This is a genomic window from Ramlibacter montanisoli (assembly GCF_013087525.1).
Classification (GTDB): domain Bacteria; phylum Pseudomonadota; class Gammaproteobacteria; order Burkholderiales; family Burkholderiaceae_C; genus Ramlibacter; species Ramlibacter montanisoli.
The window spans coordinates 3,830,418-3,848,049 of sequence record NZ_JABFCS010000001.1 but is presented as its reverse complement, the minus strand read 5'-3'; the positions used below and the strand labels follow the sequence as shown (position 1 = coordinate 3,848,049).

General features: G+C 69.9%; 13 protein-coding genes and 3 pseudogenes. 8 read left to right on the top strand and 8 right to left on the bottom strand.

The genetic code is table 11. The features are described from left to right. Positions 1–62: 62 nt before the first annotated feature. From HK415_RS19085 to HK415_RS19075, 3 genes and pseudogenes are all read left to right on the top strand, one after another. Positions 63–2,373 (top strand): annotated as a pseudogene (locus HK415_RS19085) (NADP-dependent malic enzyme). Positions 2,374–2,581: 208 nt separating this feature from the next. Beyond that, the gene (locus HK415_RS19080; protein ID WP_171562012.1) at positions 2,582–2,986 is read left to right on the top strand and encodes a guanyl-specific ribonuclease; all 405 of its coding nucleotides are present in this window, start codon (positions 2,582–2,584) and stop codon (positions 2,984–2,986) included. A gap of 49 nt (positions 2,987–3,035) precedes the next feature. After that, positions 3,036–3,464, top strand: a complete 429-nt coding sequence (locus HK415_RS19075; protein ID WP_171562010.1) for a barstar family protein — start codon at positions 3,036–3,038, stop codon at positions 3,462–3,464. Between the two features lie 246 nt (positions 3,465–3,710). Here the strand turns inward: HK415_RS19075 and rsmA are convergent, their stop codons facing one another. The 3 genes from rsmA to HK415_RS19060 form a co-directional block, all read right to left on the bottom strand. Next, positions 3,711–4,490, bottom strand: a complete 780-nt coding sequence (rsmA, locus tag HK415_RS19070) for a 16S rRNA (adenine(1518)-N(6)/adenine(1519)-N(6))-dimethyltransferase RsmA (RefSeq protein ID WP_171562008.1) — start codon at positions 4,488–4,490, stop codon at positions 3,711–3,713. After that, complete coding sequence (locus HK415_RS26580; protein WP_309246755.1) at positions 4,487–5,701, bottom strand: peptidylprolyl isomerase; 1,215 nt, start codon at positions 5,699–5,701, stop codon at positions 4,487–4,489. The genes rsmA and HK415_RS26580 overlap by 4 nt, the downstream gene beginning before the upstream one ends. 179 nt (positions 5,702–5,880) lie before the next feature. Then, positions 5,881–8,286 (bottom strand): LPS-assembly protein LptD, encoded by a 2,406-nt coding sequence (locus HK415_RS19060; protein ID WP_171562006.1) that lies wholly within the window; start codon positions 8,284–8,286, stop codon positions 5,881–5,883. A gap of 63 nt (positions 8,287–8,349) precedes the next feature. Here HK415_RS19060 and HK415_RS19055 point away from each other — a divergent pair, with 63 nt between their 5' ends. From HK415_RS19055 to HK415_RS19045, 3 genes and pseudogenes are all read left to right on the top strand, one after another. After that, positions 8,350–9,447 (top strand): aminoglycoside phosphotransferase family protein, encoded by a 1,098-nt coding sequence (locus tag HK415_RS19055; RefSeq protein ID WP_171562004.1) that lies wholly within the window; start codon positions 8,350–8,352, stop codon positions 9,445–9,447. Further along, positions 9,447–10,163: a 16S rRNA (uracil(1498)-N(3))-methyltransferase gene (locus tag HK415_RS19050; RefSeq protein ID WP_171562002.1), complete on the top strand. Its 717-nt coding sequence runs from the start codon at positions 9,447–9,449 to the stop codon at positions 10,161–10,163. The genes HK415_RS19055 and HK415_RS19050 overlap by 1 nt, the downstream gene beginning before the upstream one ends. After that, a pseudogene (locus tag HK415_RS19045) lies at positions 10,160–11,328 on the top strand (MFS transporter). Before HK415_RS19050 ends, HK415_RS19045 begins: the two are co-directional and overlap by 4 nt. Here the strand turns inward: HK415_RS19045 and HK415_RS19040 are convergent. Both HK415_RS19040 and HK415_RS19035 read right to left on the bottom strand, forming a co-directional pair. Beyond that, positions 11,300–12,019 carry an alpha/beta hydrolase gene (locus tag HK415_RS19040; RefSeq protein WP_309246862.1) on the bottom strand — a complete coding sequence of 240 codons (720 nt, stop codon included), beginning with the start codon at positions 12,017–12,019 and terminating at the stop codon, positions 11,300–11,302. The pseudogene HK415_RS19045 and the gene HK415_RS19040 sit on opposite strands and share 29 nt — an antisense overlap. 220 nt (positions 12,020–12,239) lie before the next feature. Further along, positions 12,240–13,712, bottom strand: a complete 1,473-nt coding sequence (locus HK415_RS19035) for a M20 family metallopeptidase (RefSeq protein WP_171562000.1) — start codon at positions 13,710–13,712, stop codon at positions 12,240–12,242. 69 nt (positions 13,713–13,781) lie between these two features. On the opposite strand from HK415_RS19035, the gene HK415_RS19030 reads away from it, so the two are divergent. Next, on the top strand, positions 13,782–14,534 hold the full coding sequence (locus HK415_RS19030; RefSeq protein WP_253261953.1) for a DUF72 domain-containing protein: 753 nt from the start codon (positions 13,782–13,784) through the stop codon (positions 14,532–14,534). 115 nt (positions 14,535–14,649) lie between these two features. On the opposite strand, the gene HK415_RS19025 is transcribed toward HK415_RS19030, so the two are convergent. After that, on the bottom strand, positions 14,650–15,234 hold the full coding sequence (locus tag HK415_RS19025; protein WP_171561998.1) for an IMPACT family protein: 585 nt from the start codon (positions 15,232–15,234) through the stop codon (positions 14,650–14,652). Between the two features lie 114 nt (positions 15,235–15,348). On the opposite strand from HK415_RS19025, the gene HK415_RS19020 reads away from it, so the two are divergent. Next, positions 15,349–15,810, top strand: a complete 462-nt coding sequence (locus HK415_RS19020) for a DUF421 domain-containing protein (RefSeq protein ID WP_171561997.1) — start codon at positions 15,349–15,351, stop codon at positions 15,808–15,810. On the opposite strand, the pseudogene HK415_RS19015 reads toward HK415_RS19020, so the two are convergent. Both HK415_RS19015 and denD read right to left on the bottom strand, forming a co-directional pair. Beyond that, positions 15,794–16,584 (bottom strand): annotated as a pseudogene (locus HK415_RS19015) (hydroxypyruvate isomerase family protein). The gene HK415_RS19020 and the pseudogene HK415_RS19015 sit on opposite strands and share 17 nt — an antisense overlap. 37 nt (positions 16,585–16,621) lie before the next feature. Next, a complete protein-coding gene (gene denD / locus HK415_RS19010; protein ID WP_171561996.1) occupies positions 16,622–17,632 on the bottom strand; it encodes a D-erythronate dehydrogenase in 1,011 nt (336 codons plus the stop codon).

Below are 17,632 nucleotides of genomic sequence, written 5' to 3'. Positions count from 1 at the left end.
TCGCAAGCCCTTCCAGAACAAGCCGGCGCCAGCCTTCCAAGGCGCCCAGGAGACTGCATTCCATGTCCACCGTCCCTCCGGCGAAGTCCGACAAGCGCGCCGAGCTGCGCCTGGCTGCCCTCGAGTACCACGAGCACCCGACGCCCGGCAAGATCGCCATCGCGCCGACCAAGCAGCTGGTCAACCAGCACGACCTGTCGCTCGCGTATTCGCCCGGCGTGGCCTCGCCCTGCGAGGAGATCGTCAAGGACCCGGCCAACGCATTCCGCTACACGGCGCGCGGCAACCTGGTGGCGGTCATCACCAACGGCACGGCAGTGCTGGGCCTGGGCGACATCGGCCCGCTGGCGGCCAAGCCGGTGATGGAGGGCAAGGGCGTCCTGTTCAAGAAGTTCGCCGGCATCGATGTGTTCGACATCGAAGTGGCCGAGAAGAACGACCTGGACAAGCTGGTCGACATCATCGCCGCGCTGGAACCCACCTTCGGCGGCATCAACCTCGAGGACATCAAGGCGCCGGACTGCTTCTACGTGGAGCGCAAGCTGCGCGAGCGCATGAAGATCCCGGTCTTCCACGATGACCAGCACGGCACGGCCATCACCGTCGCTGCGGCCATCCTCAACGGCCTGAAGGTCGTGGGCAAGGACATCAAGAACGTCAAGCTGGTGACCTCCGGCGCCGGCGCCGCGGCGCTGGCCTGCCTGGGCCTGCTGGTGAAGCTGGGCGTGCCGAAGAAGAACATCTTCGTGACCGACCTGGCCGGCGTGGTCTACACGGGCCCGCAAGGAACTGATGGACGAGGACAAGGTGCAGTTCGCGCAGGAGACCTCCGCGCGCACGCTGACCGAGGTCATCGCCGATGCCGACGTGTTCCTCGGCCTGTCCGCCGGCGGCGTGCTCAAGGCGGACATGGTCAAGAAGATGGCGGCCCACCCGCTGATCCTGGCGCTGGCCAACCCCAACCCGGAGATCTCGCCGGAAGACGCCAAGGCGGCGCGTCCCGACTGCATCATCGCCACCGGCCGCACCGACTACCCGAACCAGGTCAACAACGTCCTGGTGTTCCCCTACATCTTCCGCGGCGCGCTGGACTCCGGCGCCACCACCATCACGGTGGAAATGGAGATCGCCGCGGTCTACGCGCTGGCCGAACTGGCGCAGGCGGAGCAGAGCGAGGTGGTGGCCGCGGCCTACGCCGGCGAGAAGCTGTCCTTCGGCCCCGAGTACCTGATCCCGAAGCCCTTCGACCCGCGCCTGATGATCAAGATCGCGCCCGCGGTCGCCAAGGCGGCGGCCGACAGCGGCGTGGCGGCGCGCCCGGTCAAGGACATGGACGCCTACCGCGAGCAGCTGCAAAGCTTCGTCTACGCCTCCGGCACGACCATGAAGCCGATCTTCACCATGGCCAGGAACGCGGCCAAGAAGAGGGTGGCCTTCTGCGAGGGCGAGGAAGAGCGCGTGCTGCGCGCCGCCCAGATCGTGGCCGACGAATCGGTGGCCCGCCCGACGCTGATCGGCCGGCCGAAGATCATCGCCGAGCGCGTCGAGAAGTTCGGCCTGCGCCTGCAGGAAGGCCGCGACTACGACGTCGTCAACGTCGAACAGGACGACCGCTACCGCGACTTCTGGCAGACCTACCACCGCATGACCGACCGCAAGGGCGTGACGGTGCAGATGGCCAAGATCGAGATGCGCCGCCGCCTGACGCTGATCGGCGCCATGCTGCTGCACAAGGACCAGGTGGACGGCATGATCTGCGGCACCTGGGGCACCACCGACATCCACCTGCGCTACCTGGACCAGGTGATCGGCAAGCGCGCCGGCGTCAACACCTATGCCTGCATGAACGGGCTGATGCTTCCGGGCCGCCAGCTGTTCCTGGTGGACACGCACGTCAACTACGACCCGAGCGCGGAGCAGCTCACCGAGATCACGCTGCTGGCGGCGGAGGAAATGCTGCGCTTCGGCCTCAAGCCCAAGGTCGCCCTGCTGAGCCACTCCAACTTCGGCAGCAGCAACCACCCGAGCGCGCTGAAGATGCGCCAGACCCTGGAAATGCTGCACGAACAGGCGCCCTGGCTGGAAGTCGATGGCGAGATGCACGGCGACATCGCGCTCGACGCGCCGGCGCGGCTGCAGCTGATGCCGCACAGCACCCTGGCCGGCGACGCCAACCTGCTGGTGCTGCCGAACATCGATGCAGCCAATATTTCTTACAACCTGCTCAAGACGGCGGCGGGCGGCAACATCGCCATCGGCCCGGTCCTGCTGGGGGCGGCCAAGCCGGTGCACATCCTGACGGCGAGCACCACGGTGCGCCGCATCGTCAACATGGCCGCGCTGACCGTGGCCGACGCCAACGCGGCTCGATAAGCCCCTTCTCGACAGCTGGCGCTAACTTAGCGACAGCGGTCCGGGTCCCGAAAGGCCTTGCCCCGTGCCCAAATTTTGGGCATCGGCTTGCCTTTCGGGAAGACATGCGTCACACTACCGCGCTTGAGTTTTCCGGGTTTACCCGGGTAAAGAAATGCCGGCAGGTGCCGGCAGGCGTCCCTTGAAGATCTCCCTAGAAGGTCCGTTCATGGCCCGGTTCGCGGCAATCAAGTCAGCGCTCACCAGCGCCCTCCTTGCCGTCGCAGTTGCCGGTGTTCCCCTTGCCCAGGCACGGGGCTTCCAGGACGGACCCGCTGTGGGCGGAGCGGCCACGGTGCTCGTCACCCAGCTGCCCCGCCAGGGCCAGGAGACCTACGAACTGATCCGCCGGGGCGGACCTTTCCCGTATGAAAAGGACGGAGCGGTGTTTGGCAACCGGGAACGCTTGCTCCCGATCAAGACGCGCGGCTACTACCGCGAGTACACCGTGAAGACGCCAGGATCACGCGACCGGGGAGCCCGGCGCATCGTATGCGGGGGACCGCAGAAGACACCGCATGCCTGTTATTACACCGCTGACCACTACGCCAGTTTCCTCAAGATTGTGGAGTGACCCCGAAATGAAGCGGGACCTGTTTTTGACCAACGAGAAAGCAACGGAGATGGACAAGCCACTTCGTCCTGATATTTCCGAGACGCCCTTGAAAGGGGTGCGCAGCAACATCGTGCAGTCCATCCGCGCCTACCGCGTGCAGGACCTGCAGGAGACTGCCACCGCGATGGGCCAGCATTTCCTGTACGCCAACCTGGCCACGGCCCAGAGCAAGCAGGACGTGCTGGACATGATCGCCCAGCAGTTCACCTTCCCGCAGCACTTCGGCAAGAACTTCGACGCGCTGTACGACTGCATGACCGACCCGCTGCACAAGTCGGGCCCGCAGCCGGGCTTCATCGTGGTGCTGGAGCACATCCCGGCCAACGGCAAGTTCGACAAGGAAGCGCGCGAGCAGCTGCTGGACATCTTCCGCGACACGGCGGACTACTGGGCAGACCGGAAAGTACCATTCCGCTGTTTCTATTCTTTTCGGTAGCCCGTTCCGCGCAACAAGGCCAAGCGGAACGGGCGAACGAGGCCCAGGGCGAAACCGTGCAACAGCCGGTCGCCACGGACGGAGAGAAGATGCCCACGGACAAGATCCTGGACGTTTCCCCTCTCGCGCTGCGCATGAGCAGCCCCTTCAACGCGGGTTACTGGCTGGCAGCAGCCTGAGACCCGTCCTGAAGGACAAGAAAGCCGGGCACTGCCCGGCTTTTTTCATGGCGGCTTCTTCGCTTCTTCAATAGCCGGCGGTGTCCTGCGTCAGCGCCTCGCACAGCCACAGGTACTCCGCCACCGGCACCTCCTCGGCCCGGCGCTGCAGGTCGAAGGTGCCGCCGAAGCCTTTCTGCTCCAGCCACCGGCCCAGGCTGTGGCGCAGCAGCTTGCGCCGCTGCGAGAAAGCCACCTGCACCATCTCCGACAGCAGCCCCTCGTCCACCGCGGCGTGCTGCGCCAGCGGCACCATGCGCACCACGGCGCTGTCCACCCGGGGCGGCGGGTCGAAGGACTCCGGCGGCACGAACAGCACGCTTTCCATCGCATAGCGCCACTGCAGCATCACCGACAGGCGCCCGTAGTCGGCGGTCGAGGGCGAGGCCACCATCCGGTCCACCACTTCCTTCTGCAGCATGAAGTGCTGGTCCTCCACCCGGTGCACGTACTGCAGCAGGTGGAACAGGATGGGGCTGGAGATGTTGTAGGGCAGGTTGCCCACCACGCGCAGCTTCGGGGCACCGAGTTCGTCGGCCAGCGCGGCAAAGTCCACCTTGAGCACGTCGGACTCGACCACCTTCAGCTGCGCGTGCTGGCGCAGGCGCACGGCGAGGTCGCGATCGAGTTCCACCACCGTGAGCTGGCCGACCCGCTCCACCAGGGGCTGCGTCAGGGCCGCCAGGCCGGGGCCGATCTCCACCATGGCCTGGCCGGGCCGGGGCGCGATCTCGCGCACGATCGCATCGATGATGGCCACGTCGGCCAGGAAGTGCTGGCCGAAGCGCTTGCGCGCGACATGCTTCACAACTGCGGCGGTTCGCGCAGTTCCACGTAGGCGCGGCCGCGGACTTCGCGCGACCACTGCACGTAGGCCTCGTCCAGCTTCTTCTCGCGCACCAGGTTGCGCACCACCTCGCGCTGCTCGCGGTCGCTCATGGTGGCCTGGCGGCGCTCCAGCAGCTGGATCAGGTGCACGCCGAAGCGGCTGACCAGCGGGTCGGCGATCTGGCCGGGCTGCAGGCTGGCCAGCACTTCCTCGAACTCGGGCACGAACATGCCCGGGCTGGCCCAGCCCAGGTCGCCGCCGTTGCGGGCGCTGGCATCCTGCGAGTTCTCGCGCGCGAGCTGCGCGAAGTCGGCCTGCCCGGCCTGCACGCGGCGCTTCATGTCGGCCAGGCGCTGGCGTGCCTGGGCCTCGGTGAGGTTGCCGGCGGGGCGCAGCAGGATGTGGCGGGCATGGCTTTGCGTGACCGCCATGCCGGCGGCGCCCACCTGCCGCTTCTCGATCACCTTGACGATGTGGAAGCCCGCCTCGGAGCGCACCGGCTCCGACACGCCGCCGTCCTTCACCTCGCGGATCGCCTCCAGGAACAGCGGCGGCAGTCGGTCGGCCGTGCGCACGCCCACCGCGCCGCTGTTCTGCGCGGCACCGGTGGCGTCGGAGTTCTCGCGCGCCAGCTTGCCGAAGTCCTCGCCGGCGCGGATGCGGCGCACCAGCTGTTCGGCCTTCGCCCGCGCCTGCGCCAGCTGCGCCTCGGTGGCGGTTTCGGGAACCGCCACCAGGATGTGGGCGAGGTTGAGTTCGGTGAGCGCCGGGTCGCCGCCGCCCTGCTGCTGTTCGCGCAGGTACTGGTCGATGTCCAGCTCGCTCACGCGCACGCGCGATTCGAGCTCGCGGTCGCGCAGGCGCTGCAGCAGGATCTGGTTGCGCAGGTCCTCGCGGAACTGGGTGACGTTGATGCCGTCGGCCGTCATGCGCCGGCGCAGCTCGGCGATCTCCACGCCGTTCTGGCGGGCGATGCCGCGCTCGGCCTGGTCCACCACCGCGTCGTCCACGCGGATGCCGCTGTCGCGCGCCAGCTGCAGCTGCGCCTTCTCGGTGATCAGCCGCTCCACCACCTCGCGCGCCAGCTGCTGGCGCGGCGGCAGGGCCGCGCCCTGCTGCACCAGCTGCTGTTCGAAGCGCAGCATGCGCGCGCGCACCTCGGTATTGGTGATCGGCTCGGAGTTGACCACCGCGACGATGAAGTCGGCCGCGCGCGGGCCGCCGCCGGGGCCGCGGGCGCGGCAGGCCGCACGCCGAGCTGGGGCGCCACGCGCAGGCCTTGCCCCGCCGCCGGAAGCACGGAGGCGGCGAGCAGGCCGGCCAGGGACAGCCGCATGGCCAGGGAACGAGGATTCATCGTGTCTGCACTCTAGTCGTAATTGCTGAACCGGCTGGGCGTGGTGGTGCGCTCGCGCAGGTACTGGTAGCGGGGGATATTCTGCTTGAGCGTCTGTAAAGCGCCGGACCCCAGCCGGCTGAAGCCGACGAACTCGAGCTGGAACAATATCCGCTTGTTGGAAGTGTTGGTGCCCGCCTGCAGCCGTTCGACCACGATGCGGCCGAGCCAGCAGCCGGCGTCGTATTCCAGGCCGAGGATGCCGTCGACCAGCTGGCGGTCGCGCAGGCTGTAGTTCAGTCGGCCCACGCTGTACCAGCGGCCTTCGCCCTCGCCCATGCCGGGGCCGAGGTCCTGCCCCTTGTCGCCCCACAGGTCGTTGAGCGGCCACTGCCAGCCGATGTCCAGCTGCTCGCTGAAGCCCTGCTGGCGCCGGTAGGCCGCCGAGATCACGCGGTAGTTGCCCGGGTTGTAGCGCACGCCGACGGTCGAGCGGATCGACTGCTGCGTCTTCGGGTTGTACTGCACCGTGCCCTCGGCGCTCCATTGCGGGAAGAAGCTCACCGAGGCGCCGAACAGCAGGTCCGACAGGCGCTCGCTCACCGTCTCCTGGCCGGGCAGCGTCACGCGCTGGTCCTTGAAGCGCACGCGCTGGGCGATCGCGATCTTGGCCGCCTCGGCGCCGGTGTCGGGATCGAGCAGGCGCGAGGTGGCGCCCAGCGTCAGCAGGTTGTTGTCGGCGATGCGGTCGTGGCCGCCGTAGGCGTTCTCGGTGTAGATGGTCGCGAAGTTGAAGTCGTTCAGGCCCGAGTCGTAGTTGGGCAGGCGGTTCTGGTCGCGGAACGGCGTGTACACGTAGAAGGCGCGCGGCTCCAGCGTCTGCTGGAAGGCACGGCCGAAGAAGCGGGCCGGGCGCTCGAACACCAGCCCGCTGTCCAGGCTGAAGGTGGGCACCGTCACGTCGGCGGTCTTCTCGCCGGTGGCCAGCGCCGACTCGAACTCGTAGTGGCGCGTGTGCAGCTGCGCCTTGGGCACCACGAACCAGCCGGGGGACTGGAAGGGCCGGCTCACCTGCGCCAGCGTGTAGGTGCGATGGGCGTTGGGCTGCGTGACCTCGGGCGCGGTCGGGAAGCGGTCGGCGGCCACCTGGGGCACCGAGTGCGTGAAGTGCGTGTAGTCGGCCTCCACCAGGGTGTCGAAGCCGCGCCAGAGGTTGTTGCGCGCGTGGCGGGCGGTCAGCTGCGGGGCCCGGTCGTAGGGCGGCACGATCGGGCTGTCCACGTCCTGCAGCGTCTGCCAGCGCTGGATGCGGCCGGACAGGCTGACGCCGAACCAGCTCCAGTTCAGCGAAGCGTCGTTCGCCAGCAGGCGCTGGGTGAGCGAGCTGGAGCTGCGCGAGAAGTCGCGCCAGTAGTTGTCGTCGCTGACGCGGTTCAGGTTCAGGAACAGGCTGGAGGCCCCGAATGCCGGCAGCTGCAGCAGCGGCTGCGCATGGTTGGCGGAGAAGCCCCAGCGGTCCTGGCCGTTGCGCAGCCGGTCGCCCGGCAGGTAGTTGCCGCGCAGCACGCCGTCGTAGTTGCGCTCCAGGTAGCGGAACTCCGCACCCAGGTCGACGCCGCGGCGCGTCATCAGCGTGGGATAGAGGGTCGCGTCCCGGTTGGGCGCGATGTTCCAGTAATAGGGCAGCGTCAGTTCCAGCCCGCTCTTGCTGTCCAGGCCGATGGTGGGCGGCAGCAGGCCCGACTTGCGCTTGTCCCCCAGCGGGAAGCTCAGGGCCGGCACCGGCAGGATGGGCACGCCCATGAAGCTGAGGACGGCGCCCTCGGCGCTGCCCGTTTCCTCTTCCTGGTCGAGCGAGATCGAGGCGGCGCGCAGGATCCAGTCCGGCATCCAGCTGGGGCCAGGCCGCCGCTGGCAGGTGGTGTAGGTCGCGTTGCGGATGACCGCGCGCTGGTCGTCGATGAAGTCGATGCGGTCGGCCTGGCCGTAGGCGTCGTTGCGCAGGAAGCGGTAGCGCGGCTCGTTGAAGAAGCCCTGGAAGGCATCGACTTCCAGTTCCAGCAGCGGCCCCTCGAACACGTTGCCGGCCTTGTTGATGCGCACGTCGCCGATCGCGCGCGCCAGGTCCTTGGGCTGGTTGTATTCCAGCCGGCGCGCGCGGATCACGGTGTCGCCCCGGCGCAGCATCGCGTTGCCCTCGATCGAGGTCTCGATGTCGGTGCGGCCCTGGATGCGGTCGCCCTCCACGAAGGTGGGCAGCTGCGAGCGCGCGTCGGGCGCGACGTCCTCCCGCAGCACCGGGCTGCCCCGCAGGCGGGGCGAGGGTTCGGCGGCGTCCTGGCCCTGCGCGGCCAGGGGCTGCAGCAGGGCCGCCGCGACCATCGCCACCGGACTCAGGGCAAAGCGGGCGATGGACGCCTTGTTTCTTGGGTGATGCATCGGGGTTGGGGAACCCGGGCCGCCGGCGGGCGCGCCACGTTGGATTTGTAGAATCGATTATCCATGAGCGATTCCCCGCAACCCCTGAATCCCACGGCCCCTGCGCACCCGGGGGTCGCCTGGAGCGACCCGCGGCGCGAAGCCGCCTTCCACGACTGGCTGGGCCAGGTCTCTCCCGCGCATGAGCTGCGCCCGGAAACGGTGCGGCCGGCATCGGCCGACGCGAGCTTCCGCCGCTACCTGCGGGTCGATGGCGGCCAGGGCAGCTTCATCGTCATGGACGCGCCGCCCGAGAAGGAGGACTGCGCCCCCTTCGTGAAGGTCGCGGGCCTGATGGCCGACGCCGGCCTGCTGGTGCCGCGCGTGCTGGCCTGGGACCAGCCGCAGGGCTTCATGCTGCTGGACGACCTGGGGACGCAGACCATGATCGAAGTGGTCGACGCGCAACAGATGCGCGCGACCCAGCAGCTTTACCTGCGCGCGGTCGACGCCTTGATCGCCTGGCAGCTGGCTTCGCGGCCCGGCGTGCTGCCGCCCTACGACGAGGCGCTGCTGGCGCGCGAGCTGGCGCTGTTTCCCGACTGGTACCTGCACAAGCACCGCGGCCTGGAGATCGCGCCCAAAATGCGCGAGACGCTGGACAGCCAGTTCCGCCTGATCATGCAGCGCAACCTGGCGGCCGCCAGCGTGTACGTGCACCGCGACTTCATGCCGCGCAACCTGATGATGCCGCGCGACCCGGCCGAAGCACGCCTGGGCGTGCTCGATTTCCAGGACGCTGTGTACGGCCCCACCACCTACGACATCGCCTGCCTGATGCGCGACGCCTTCCTCAGCTGGGACGAGGATTTCGTCATCGACATCACCGTGCGCTACTGGGAAAAGGCGCGCAAGGCCGGCCTGCCCGTGGACGCGGACTTCGGCGAGTTCTACCGCGGCGTCGAGTGGATGGGATTGCAGCGGCACCTGAAGGTGGCCGGCATCTTCGCGCGCCTCACGCTGCGCGACGGCAAGCCCAAGTACCTGGCCGACGCGCCCCGCTTCATCGGCTACATCCGCGCCACCGCCGGCCGCTACCGCGAACTGGCGCCGCTGGCGCGCCTGGTGGACGAGGTCGAGGGCAGCGACGCGGTCAGCGGCTTCGCCTTCGGGCGCCTCTAGTGCCCCGCCTGCACTGCGCGGAGCCCCTCGCGAGCGGCGCGCGCCTCGCGCTGCCGGCCGGCACGGCGCGCCACGTGCAGGTGCTGCGCATGCAGCCGGGCGAGGCGCTCACCCTGTTCGACGGCCGCGGCGGCGCGTACGACGCGGTGATCGAGCACATGGGCCGCAGCGAGGTGCGGGTGGCGGTCGGCGCGCACCACGCCGTCGAATGCGAGGCTCCGGTGGCGGTGCACCTCGCGCTGGCCATGCCCGCCAACGAACGCATGGACTGGCTGGTGGAGAAGGCCACCGAGCTCGGCGCCGCCTCCATCCAGCCGCTGGTGGCCGAGCGCAGCGTGCTGCGCCTGGCCGGCGAGCGCGCCCAGAAGAAGCAGGCGCACTGGCAGGCGGTGGCCATCGCCGCCTGCGAGCAGTGCGGCCGCAACCGCGTGCCGGTGGTGCATGCGGTGCAGCCGCTCGCGGGCTGGCTCGCTTCGCAGCAGCAGGCCGGGCTGGTGCTGTCGCTGCGCGAAGGCAGTCGCGCGCTCGCGGCCGTGCCGCGCACGGCCGAAGTGACCTTGCTCAGCGGCCCCGAAGGCGGGCTCTCCCCGGCGGAGGAAGACGCCGCCTTCGCGCGCGGCTGGCAGCCGGTGAACCTCGGCCCGCGCGTGCTGCGCGCCGAGACCGCGCCGCTGGCGGCACTGGCCATCCTCACCCTCGCCGGAGCCATGGCTTGAACCGCAACCTCTGGCTGCTGGCGGCCCTGCAAGGCCTGTTCCTCACCAACAACGTCACCTTCATCGCCATCAACGGCCTGGTGGGCCTGGCGCTCGCGCCCTACGGCTGGATGGCCACCCTGCCCGTCATGGGCTACGTGGTGGGCAGCGCGCTGTTCACCGGGGTGGTCGCCCGCTCGCAGGCACGCTTCGGGCGCCAGCGCGCCTTCCAGCTCGGGCTGGCCGTGGCGCTCGGTTCCGCGCTGCTGTGCGCCTACGCGGCCAGCACCCGCCAGTTCTGGCTGCTGTGCGCGGGCACGGTGCTGGCCGGCTACTACAGCGCCAACGGCGCGCTCTACCGCTTCGCCTCCGCCGAACTGGCGCAGCCGGCGATGCGCGAGAAGGCGGTGTCGCTGGTGATGGCCGGCGGCCTGATCGGCGCCGTGGTCGGCCCCAATCTCGCGGCCGGCACGCGCAACTGGATGGCTGCTCCCTTCGCCGGCGCCTACGTGGCGCTGGCGGGCGTGGCGCTGCTCGCGATGCTGCTGCTGGCCTTCATGCGGTTTCCCGTCGCGCCGCCGCCGCCCAAGCACCGCAGCGGCCGCTCGGTCGCGCAGCTGCTGCGGCAACCCGCCTTCCTGGTGGCCGCCATGGCGGGGGCGCTGGGCTACGGCGTGATGAACCTGCTGATGGCGGCCACGCCGCTGGCGATGCAGCAGTGCGGCCTGCCTTTCGCGGACGCCGCCTTCGTGCTGCAGTGGCACGTGATCGGCATGTTCGCGCCCGGCTTCTTCACCGGCCACCTGATCAAGCGCTTCGGCGCGCTGCCGGTGATGGGCGTGGGAGTCGCGCTGAACCTGGCGTGCATCGCGGTGGCGCTGTCGGGCGTGGCGCTGCACCAGTTCGGGATCGCGCTGTTCCTGCTGGGGTGGGGCTGGAACTTCCTGTTCACCGGCGCCACCACGCTGTCGCTCACCACCTATGCGCCCGAGGAGAAGGACCGCGCGCAGGCGGCGCTGAACTTCTTCATCTTCTTCACGCTGGCTATCACCTCGTTCGCCTCCGGCGTGCTGGTGACCACGCAGGGCTGGACCTGGCTGAACCTCGGTTCGCTGCTGCCGGTGGCGCTGGTCGCGGGGGCCTGCTGTGGCTGGCGCTCACAAGCGCGCGTCCAGCCACTGCCTGAGGCAGTCGTAGACGGGCTGCGACTCGCGCTCGTTGAAGATCTCGTGGTACAGGCCGTCGAAGCAGCGCGTGCTGACGTGCTGCCGCGGCGCCGCCGCCGCGAACAGCTGGCTGCCCACGGGATCGACCAGCCGGTCGTCCCCCGCGTACATCAGCAGCGTCGGCACCCGCCAGGACCGGGCGCGCGAGCGCACCAGTTCGCCTTCCTCGGCGATGAAGCGTGCCAGCCGGCCGGAGATGCGGTCGTGCACGCGTGGGTCGTTCATGTAGGCCTGCACGACCCGCGGGTCGTGCGAGAGGTACTGCGGATCCAGGCCGTTGCCCACGGTGAGGTTGGGCGCGATCCGCGGCACCACCGCCATCATCGCCTTCTGCAGCGGCGACAGGCGCGTGGCCAGGGCGGGCGAGGACAGCACCAGGGCATCGACGGCCATCATCGTGCGGGCGACGAAGCTGGCGGCCACCAGGCCGCCCAGGCTGTGCCCGAGCAGCACCAGCGGCAGGCCGGGGTTGCGCACGCGCGCGCTTTCCACCAGGTCGGCCAGGTCGTCGAGCAGGCGGTTGGGATGCGGCAGGGCGCCGCGCTGGCCGTCGGATTCGCCGTGGCCGTACTGGTCGTAGCTGCGCACGCCGAAGCCCCAGCCATTGAGCACCCGCGCCAGCGCGTCGTAGCGGCCGGCGTGCTCGCCCAGGCCGTGGACGATCAGGACCGTGCCGCGCGGGCTGAGGCCCTCGGGAAATACCAGTCCTGCACCGCGAGGTTTTCACCATCGCTGGCAGTAAAGGTGGAAAGCGTGGACTCGGTGCCGGCATGGCTCATCGGTGAGCAATGATCGACCAGCGGGCGCCGGTGTCAATGCCCCAAGCGGGGGAAAATGCCCGCTGGCGACGTTTATGCGACGCCGTCGGGCGTCAAGGCATCTGCGCCATGACTTCCGCCACGGCGGCAGTCAATCTTTTGGCGTAGGGCACGTGCAGGAATTCGTTCGGCCCGTGCGCGTTGCTGCGCGGCCCGAGCACCCCGCAGACCATCATCTGCGCGCGGGGGAAGCCCTCACTCAGCATGTTCATCAGCGGGATGGTGCCGCCCTGGCCGATGTAGCCGACCGGCGCGCCGAAGTGCGCCAGCGAGGCGGCATCGAGGGCCCGCTCGAACCAGGGCGTGGTGGGCGGCGCGTTCCAGCCGGAGGCGGCGCCGCTGGACTCGAAGGTCACCACCGCCTGGTAGGGCGCGTTGTCCTCCAGCAGCGTCTTGAGCTCCTGCACCGCCTGGCCGGCATCCACCAGCGGCGGCAGGCGCAGCGAGAGCTTGAACGCGGTGTAGGGCCGCAGCACGTTGCCGGCGTCCTGCAGCGCCGGGAAGCCTTCGGCACCGGTCACCGACAGCGTCGGCAGCCAGGTGCGGTTGATCAGCGCCTGCACCGGGTCGGTGGTGGTGGGCAGCGCGAATGACGTGGAGCCGCCGCAATCGGCGTGCGCCCAGGGGAAGCGCTTGTAGACCTCCTCGCCCAGGATGGCGGCGGTGGCCTTGACCTGCTCGACGCGGTCCGCCGGGATCTCGCAGTGGAAGCTTTGCGGCAGCAGGCGGCCGCTCCTGCTGTCTTCCAGCCGGTCCAGCACCTGCCGCATGATGCGGAAGCTCGAAGGCACCAGGCCGGAAGCATCGCCGGAGTGGATGCCCTCGGTCAGCACCTGCACCTTGAGCGTGCCGCCCGCCAGCCCGCGCAGCGAGGTGGTGAGCCACAGCTGGTCGTAGTTGCCGGCGCCGGAGTCCAGGCAGATCACCAGGCCGACGTCGCCCAGGCGGGTGCGCAGGGCATCGACGTAGGGCAGCAGGTCGTAGGAGCCCGACTCCTCGCAGGTCTCGATCAGGCCGACGATGCGCGGATGCGGCTTGCCCTGCGCCTTGAGCGCCTGCAGGGCCGCGATGCTGGCGTACACCGCGTAGCCGTCGTCGGCGCCGCCGCGGCCATAGAGCTTGCCGTCCTCGTACTTGGGCGTCCAGGGCCCCAGGTCGCTGCGCCAGCCGGTGAATTCCGGCTGCTTGTCCAGGTGGCCGTACATCAGGATGGTCTGCGTGCTTCCGGCCTTGGTGGAGTCCACCTCGAAGAACAGCACGGGCGTGCGGCCTTCCAGGCGCACGATCTCGAGCTTGAGGCCCGGGACCTTCTGCGCCTCGACCCATTGCGCGGCGTTGCGCAGCACGGTCTCGATGTGGCCGTGCTGCTGCCACTGCGGATCGAAGCCCGGCGACTTGGCGGGAATGGCGATGTAGTCGGTGAGCTGGCGGACGATGTCGCCGTCCCACTGGCGCGTGACCTGGTCGAGCGCGCGGGCGCTGTCGAGCAGGGTGGCGGGCAGTTCGCGGTGCAGGGGTGCGTTCATGGCGGCTTGGGGAAATGGCTGTTCCCGCCACTGTACAAGCAGCCGCGACGCTGGGCTAGGATGCGCCGCATGACCCCGCGCATCCATGTGGGCGTCGGTGGCTGGACCTTCGAGCCCTGGCGCGACAACTTCTATCCCCAGGGCCTGGCGCACGCGAAGGAGCTGCAGTACGCGAGCCGGCAGCTCACCGCCATCGAGGTCAACGGCACCTTCTACAGCACCTTCAAGCCGGCCACCTTCGCCAGGTGGCGCGACGAGACGCCCGAGGGCTTCGTGTTCTCGCTCAAGGCGCACCGCTTCACCACGCACCGGCGCGTGCTGGCAAGCGCGGCGGAAGGCGTGCAACGCTTCGTCGGCAGCGGCCTCGCCGAACTGGGCGACAAGCTCGGGCCGCTGCTGTGGCAGCTGATGCCGACCACGGCCTTCCACGCCGAAGACCTGGACGCCTTCCTGCGCCTGCTGCCGCGCGAGGTGCAGGGCCGGCCGCTGCGGCACGTGCTGGACGTGCGGCATCCGAGCTTCGCCACCGAGGCATACCTGGAACTGCTGGCGCGCCACGGCTGCACCACGGTGTACACGGACTCGGAGAAGTTTCCCTCGATCCCGCATGCGCGCAGCGAGCTCGCGTACCTGCGGCTGATGCGCAGCGAGGCGGAGGTGCCGACGGGGTACCGGCCGCAGGCGCTGGCGCCGTGGGTGCAGGGGGCGAAGGAATGGGTGGGCATGGGCGAAGGCAGGGAGGCCTTCGTGTTCTTCATCAATGGGGCGAAGGAGCGGGCGCCGGCGGCGGCGATGGAGTATCTGAAGCAGCTGCGGGCTTGAGGGTGTCGCGGTTCGCCTGCGGGCTCACCACGACCTACGGGCTGCGGTCTTCGTAGGCTGGCGGTGCGAGCGGAGCGGCACCCCAGCGCTGGGGTTCGCTGCGCTCACCACCAGCCTACGAAATCCAGTGCAGCTGACCCTGCCCCGCCTCGTTCAAGCGCGCCCGCAAGGCCGGCGCGACATCCTCCCCCACCCCGAACGCGATCTCCACCGCCTCGCCGTGCGTCACCTCGCCCAGGACCGCGCCGGCTTCCTGCAACTCCCGCCGCACCATGCCCTCCAGCGCATACGGCACGCGGCAGGCGAACTGCAGGGTGCGCTGCAGCGGCAGCTTCTGCGCCTGCAGCAGCGCCTGCGCCACGGCGTCGGTGTACGCGCGCACCAGGCCGCCGGCCCCCAGCTTCACGCCGCCGAAATAGCGCACGACCGTCGCCAGCACGCCTTCGAGCTGCTGGTGGCGCAGCACTTCCAGCATCGGCCGGCCGGCGGTGCCACCGGGTTCGCCGTCGTCGTTGGCCGCCGACTGGCCGCCGGCCAGCAGGGCCCAGCAGACGTGCGCGGCGCCCGGGTGTTCGGCCCGCAGGCCATCGACCACCGCCAGCGCTTCCGCGCGCCCGGCCACCGGCTGCACGCAGCCGAGGAAGCGGCTCTTCTTGATCAGCAGTTCGCTGTGGACGGGTCGGGCCAGGGTCAACGCCATGGCAGGAGCCTAGCGCACCGCCCCGCAGGCCCACCGACATGCGTTTCCGCCTGCGTCCGACACGGCTGAGGCAGCGGCTGCGCTCCACTGCGCCCACAACGACCGGAGAACGACATGTTCGACCTGCAGGCCCCGTGGTGGGAGTTCGTGGTCCGCGCCACCGTGGTCTACCTGGTGCTGCTCGGCATGGTGCGGCTGTCGGGCAAGCGCACGGTGGGACAGTTCACGCCCTTCGACCTGATCGTGGTCATGCTGCTGTCCGAGGCGGTCAGCGGCTCGCTCAGCGGCCAGGACGAATCGCTGCAAGGGGGCCTGATCGTCGCCGCCACGCTGGTCGTGCTCGACGTGGTGATCGCGCTGCTCACTTCGCGCAGCAAGAAGATGGACGCGGTGCTGCAGGGCAACCCGGTGCTGATCGGGCGCGACGGCGTGATCTACGACGACGTGCTCAAGCGCCAGCGGGTGCCGCGCTCCGACGTCGAGAAGGCGCTGCGCGGCGCCGACTGCGCGCTCGAGGACATGCGCATGGCCATCCTCGAGGCCGACGGCAACATCAACGTCATGAAGAAGGGCTGAGCGCCCGCAGCCAGCCCAGGCCCTGCGAGGTGCCGCCCGCCTGCGCGCCGCGCGCCGGCCGGTACTCGCAGCCGACCCAGCCGGTCCAGCCGCAAGCGGCCGAGACCTCGTCGATCACCGAGAACAGGTAGGGGTAGTTCAGCTCGCCGACATCGGGCTCGTGCCGCTGCGGCACGCCCGCGATCTGGAAATGGCCGACGCGGCCGGTGGGCAGGTACTGGCGGATCTTCATGGCCACGTCGCCCTCCACCACCTGGCAGTGGTACAGGTCCATCTGCACCTTGACGTTGACGCCGCCGATCTCGCCCACCAGTGCGTGCGCGTCGTCCTGCCGGTTCAGGAAGAAGCTGGGGATGTCGCGCGTGTTGATCGGCTCCAGCAGCAGCTCGACGCCCTGCTTCGCGGCTTCGCGGGCCGCCCAGCGCAGGTTGTTGACGTAGGTGGGACGCAGCGCCTCGCGCTCCTGCTCCTGGGCACCAGGCCCGCCATGACGTGGATGCGCGGGCAGGCCAGCACCTCGGCGTACTGCAGCGCGCGCTGGATGCCCTCGCGGAACTCCTGCTCGCGCCCGGGCAGGCAGGCCGTGCCCCGCTCGCCCGCGTCCCAGTTGCCGGGCGGCGCGTTGAACAGCACCTGCTGCAGGCCGTGCTCGCGCAGGCGCGCGGCCAGTTCCCTGGCCTCGTGCTCGTAGGGGAACAGGTATTCGACGCCCTGGAAGCCGTCGCGCGCGGCGGCGGCGAAGCGGTCCAGGAAGGCGTGCTCCGGATAGAGCATCGACAGGTTGGCGGCAAAGCGCGGCATCCCTTCCTCCTCAGCGCACGGCGACGTGCACGGCCTGCGCGTTCTCGGCGATGTACTCGCGCACGATCGCCTCGAAGCCCTCGTCGTTGCGCAGTCCCAGGCCGCGCGCGCGCTCCCAGCCGACCTCGCCCGGCCAGCTGCGCACCAGCTTCTCGATGGCGGGATCCGGCTGCCAGACCAGCAGCGCGCTGGCCTCCCGGCCGGCCACCTTCTCCAGGGCCGCCGCCATCTCGCCGACCGTGGTGCGCAGCGAAGGCAGGTTGATCGCGGTGCGCTGGCCCCATTGCGCGTCGCTCACCTCGGCGGCGCGGACGATGCCTTCGATGGTGCGGGTGGGCGAGGCCAGCGCCACCGGCACGTCCGGGCCCACCGGCACTTGCGCGCGCACGCCGGCCAGCGGCTCGCGGATCATGCCGCTGAGGAATCCGGAGGCCGCGCCGTTCGGGCGGCCGGGCCGCACGCTCACCGTCACCGGCCGCACGCTGCGCCCGGCGATGAAGCCCTTGCGGGTGTAGTCGGCCACCAGCTGCTCGCCGATGTACTTCTGGATGCCGTAGCTGCCCTGCGGCGTGGGCAGCGTGTCGTCCTGCATCAGGCCCAGCGGCGGCTGGCCGGGCTGCTGGCCGAACACGGCCAGCGAACTGGCGAACACGAACACCGGGCAGGTGCCCAGCGCCCGGCAGCCATCGAGCAGCGCCCGCGTGGTGTCCAGGTTGCTGCGCATGCCCAGGTCGAAGTCGGCCTCGCATTCCGCGCTGACGGCGGCGGCCAGGTGGAACACGGCGTCGGTGCCGGTGGCCGGAAGCTCGCGCCGCTGCAGCAGCTCCAGCAGGTCGCCCTGCACCGAGCGCACGCGGGCGTCGGCCAGCAGGTCCGGCGGCGGGGCGCCGCGGTCGGCCAGCACGATCTGGCGGATGGGGCGCGCGGGCGCGCCGCGCAGGGGAAACGAGCCGGCCTTCAGCAAGGCACGGGCAAGGCGGGCACCGAGGAATCCGGCGCCGCCGGTGATCAGGATGTTCAT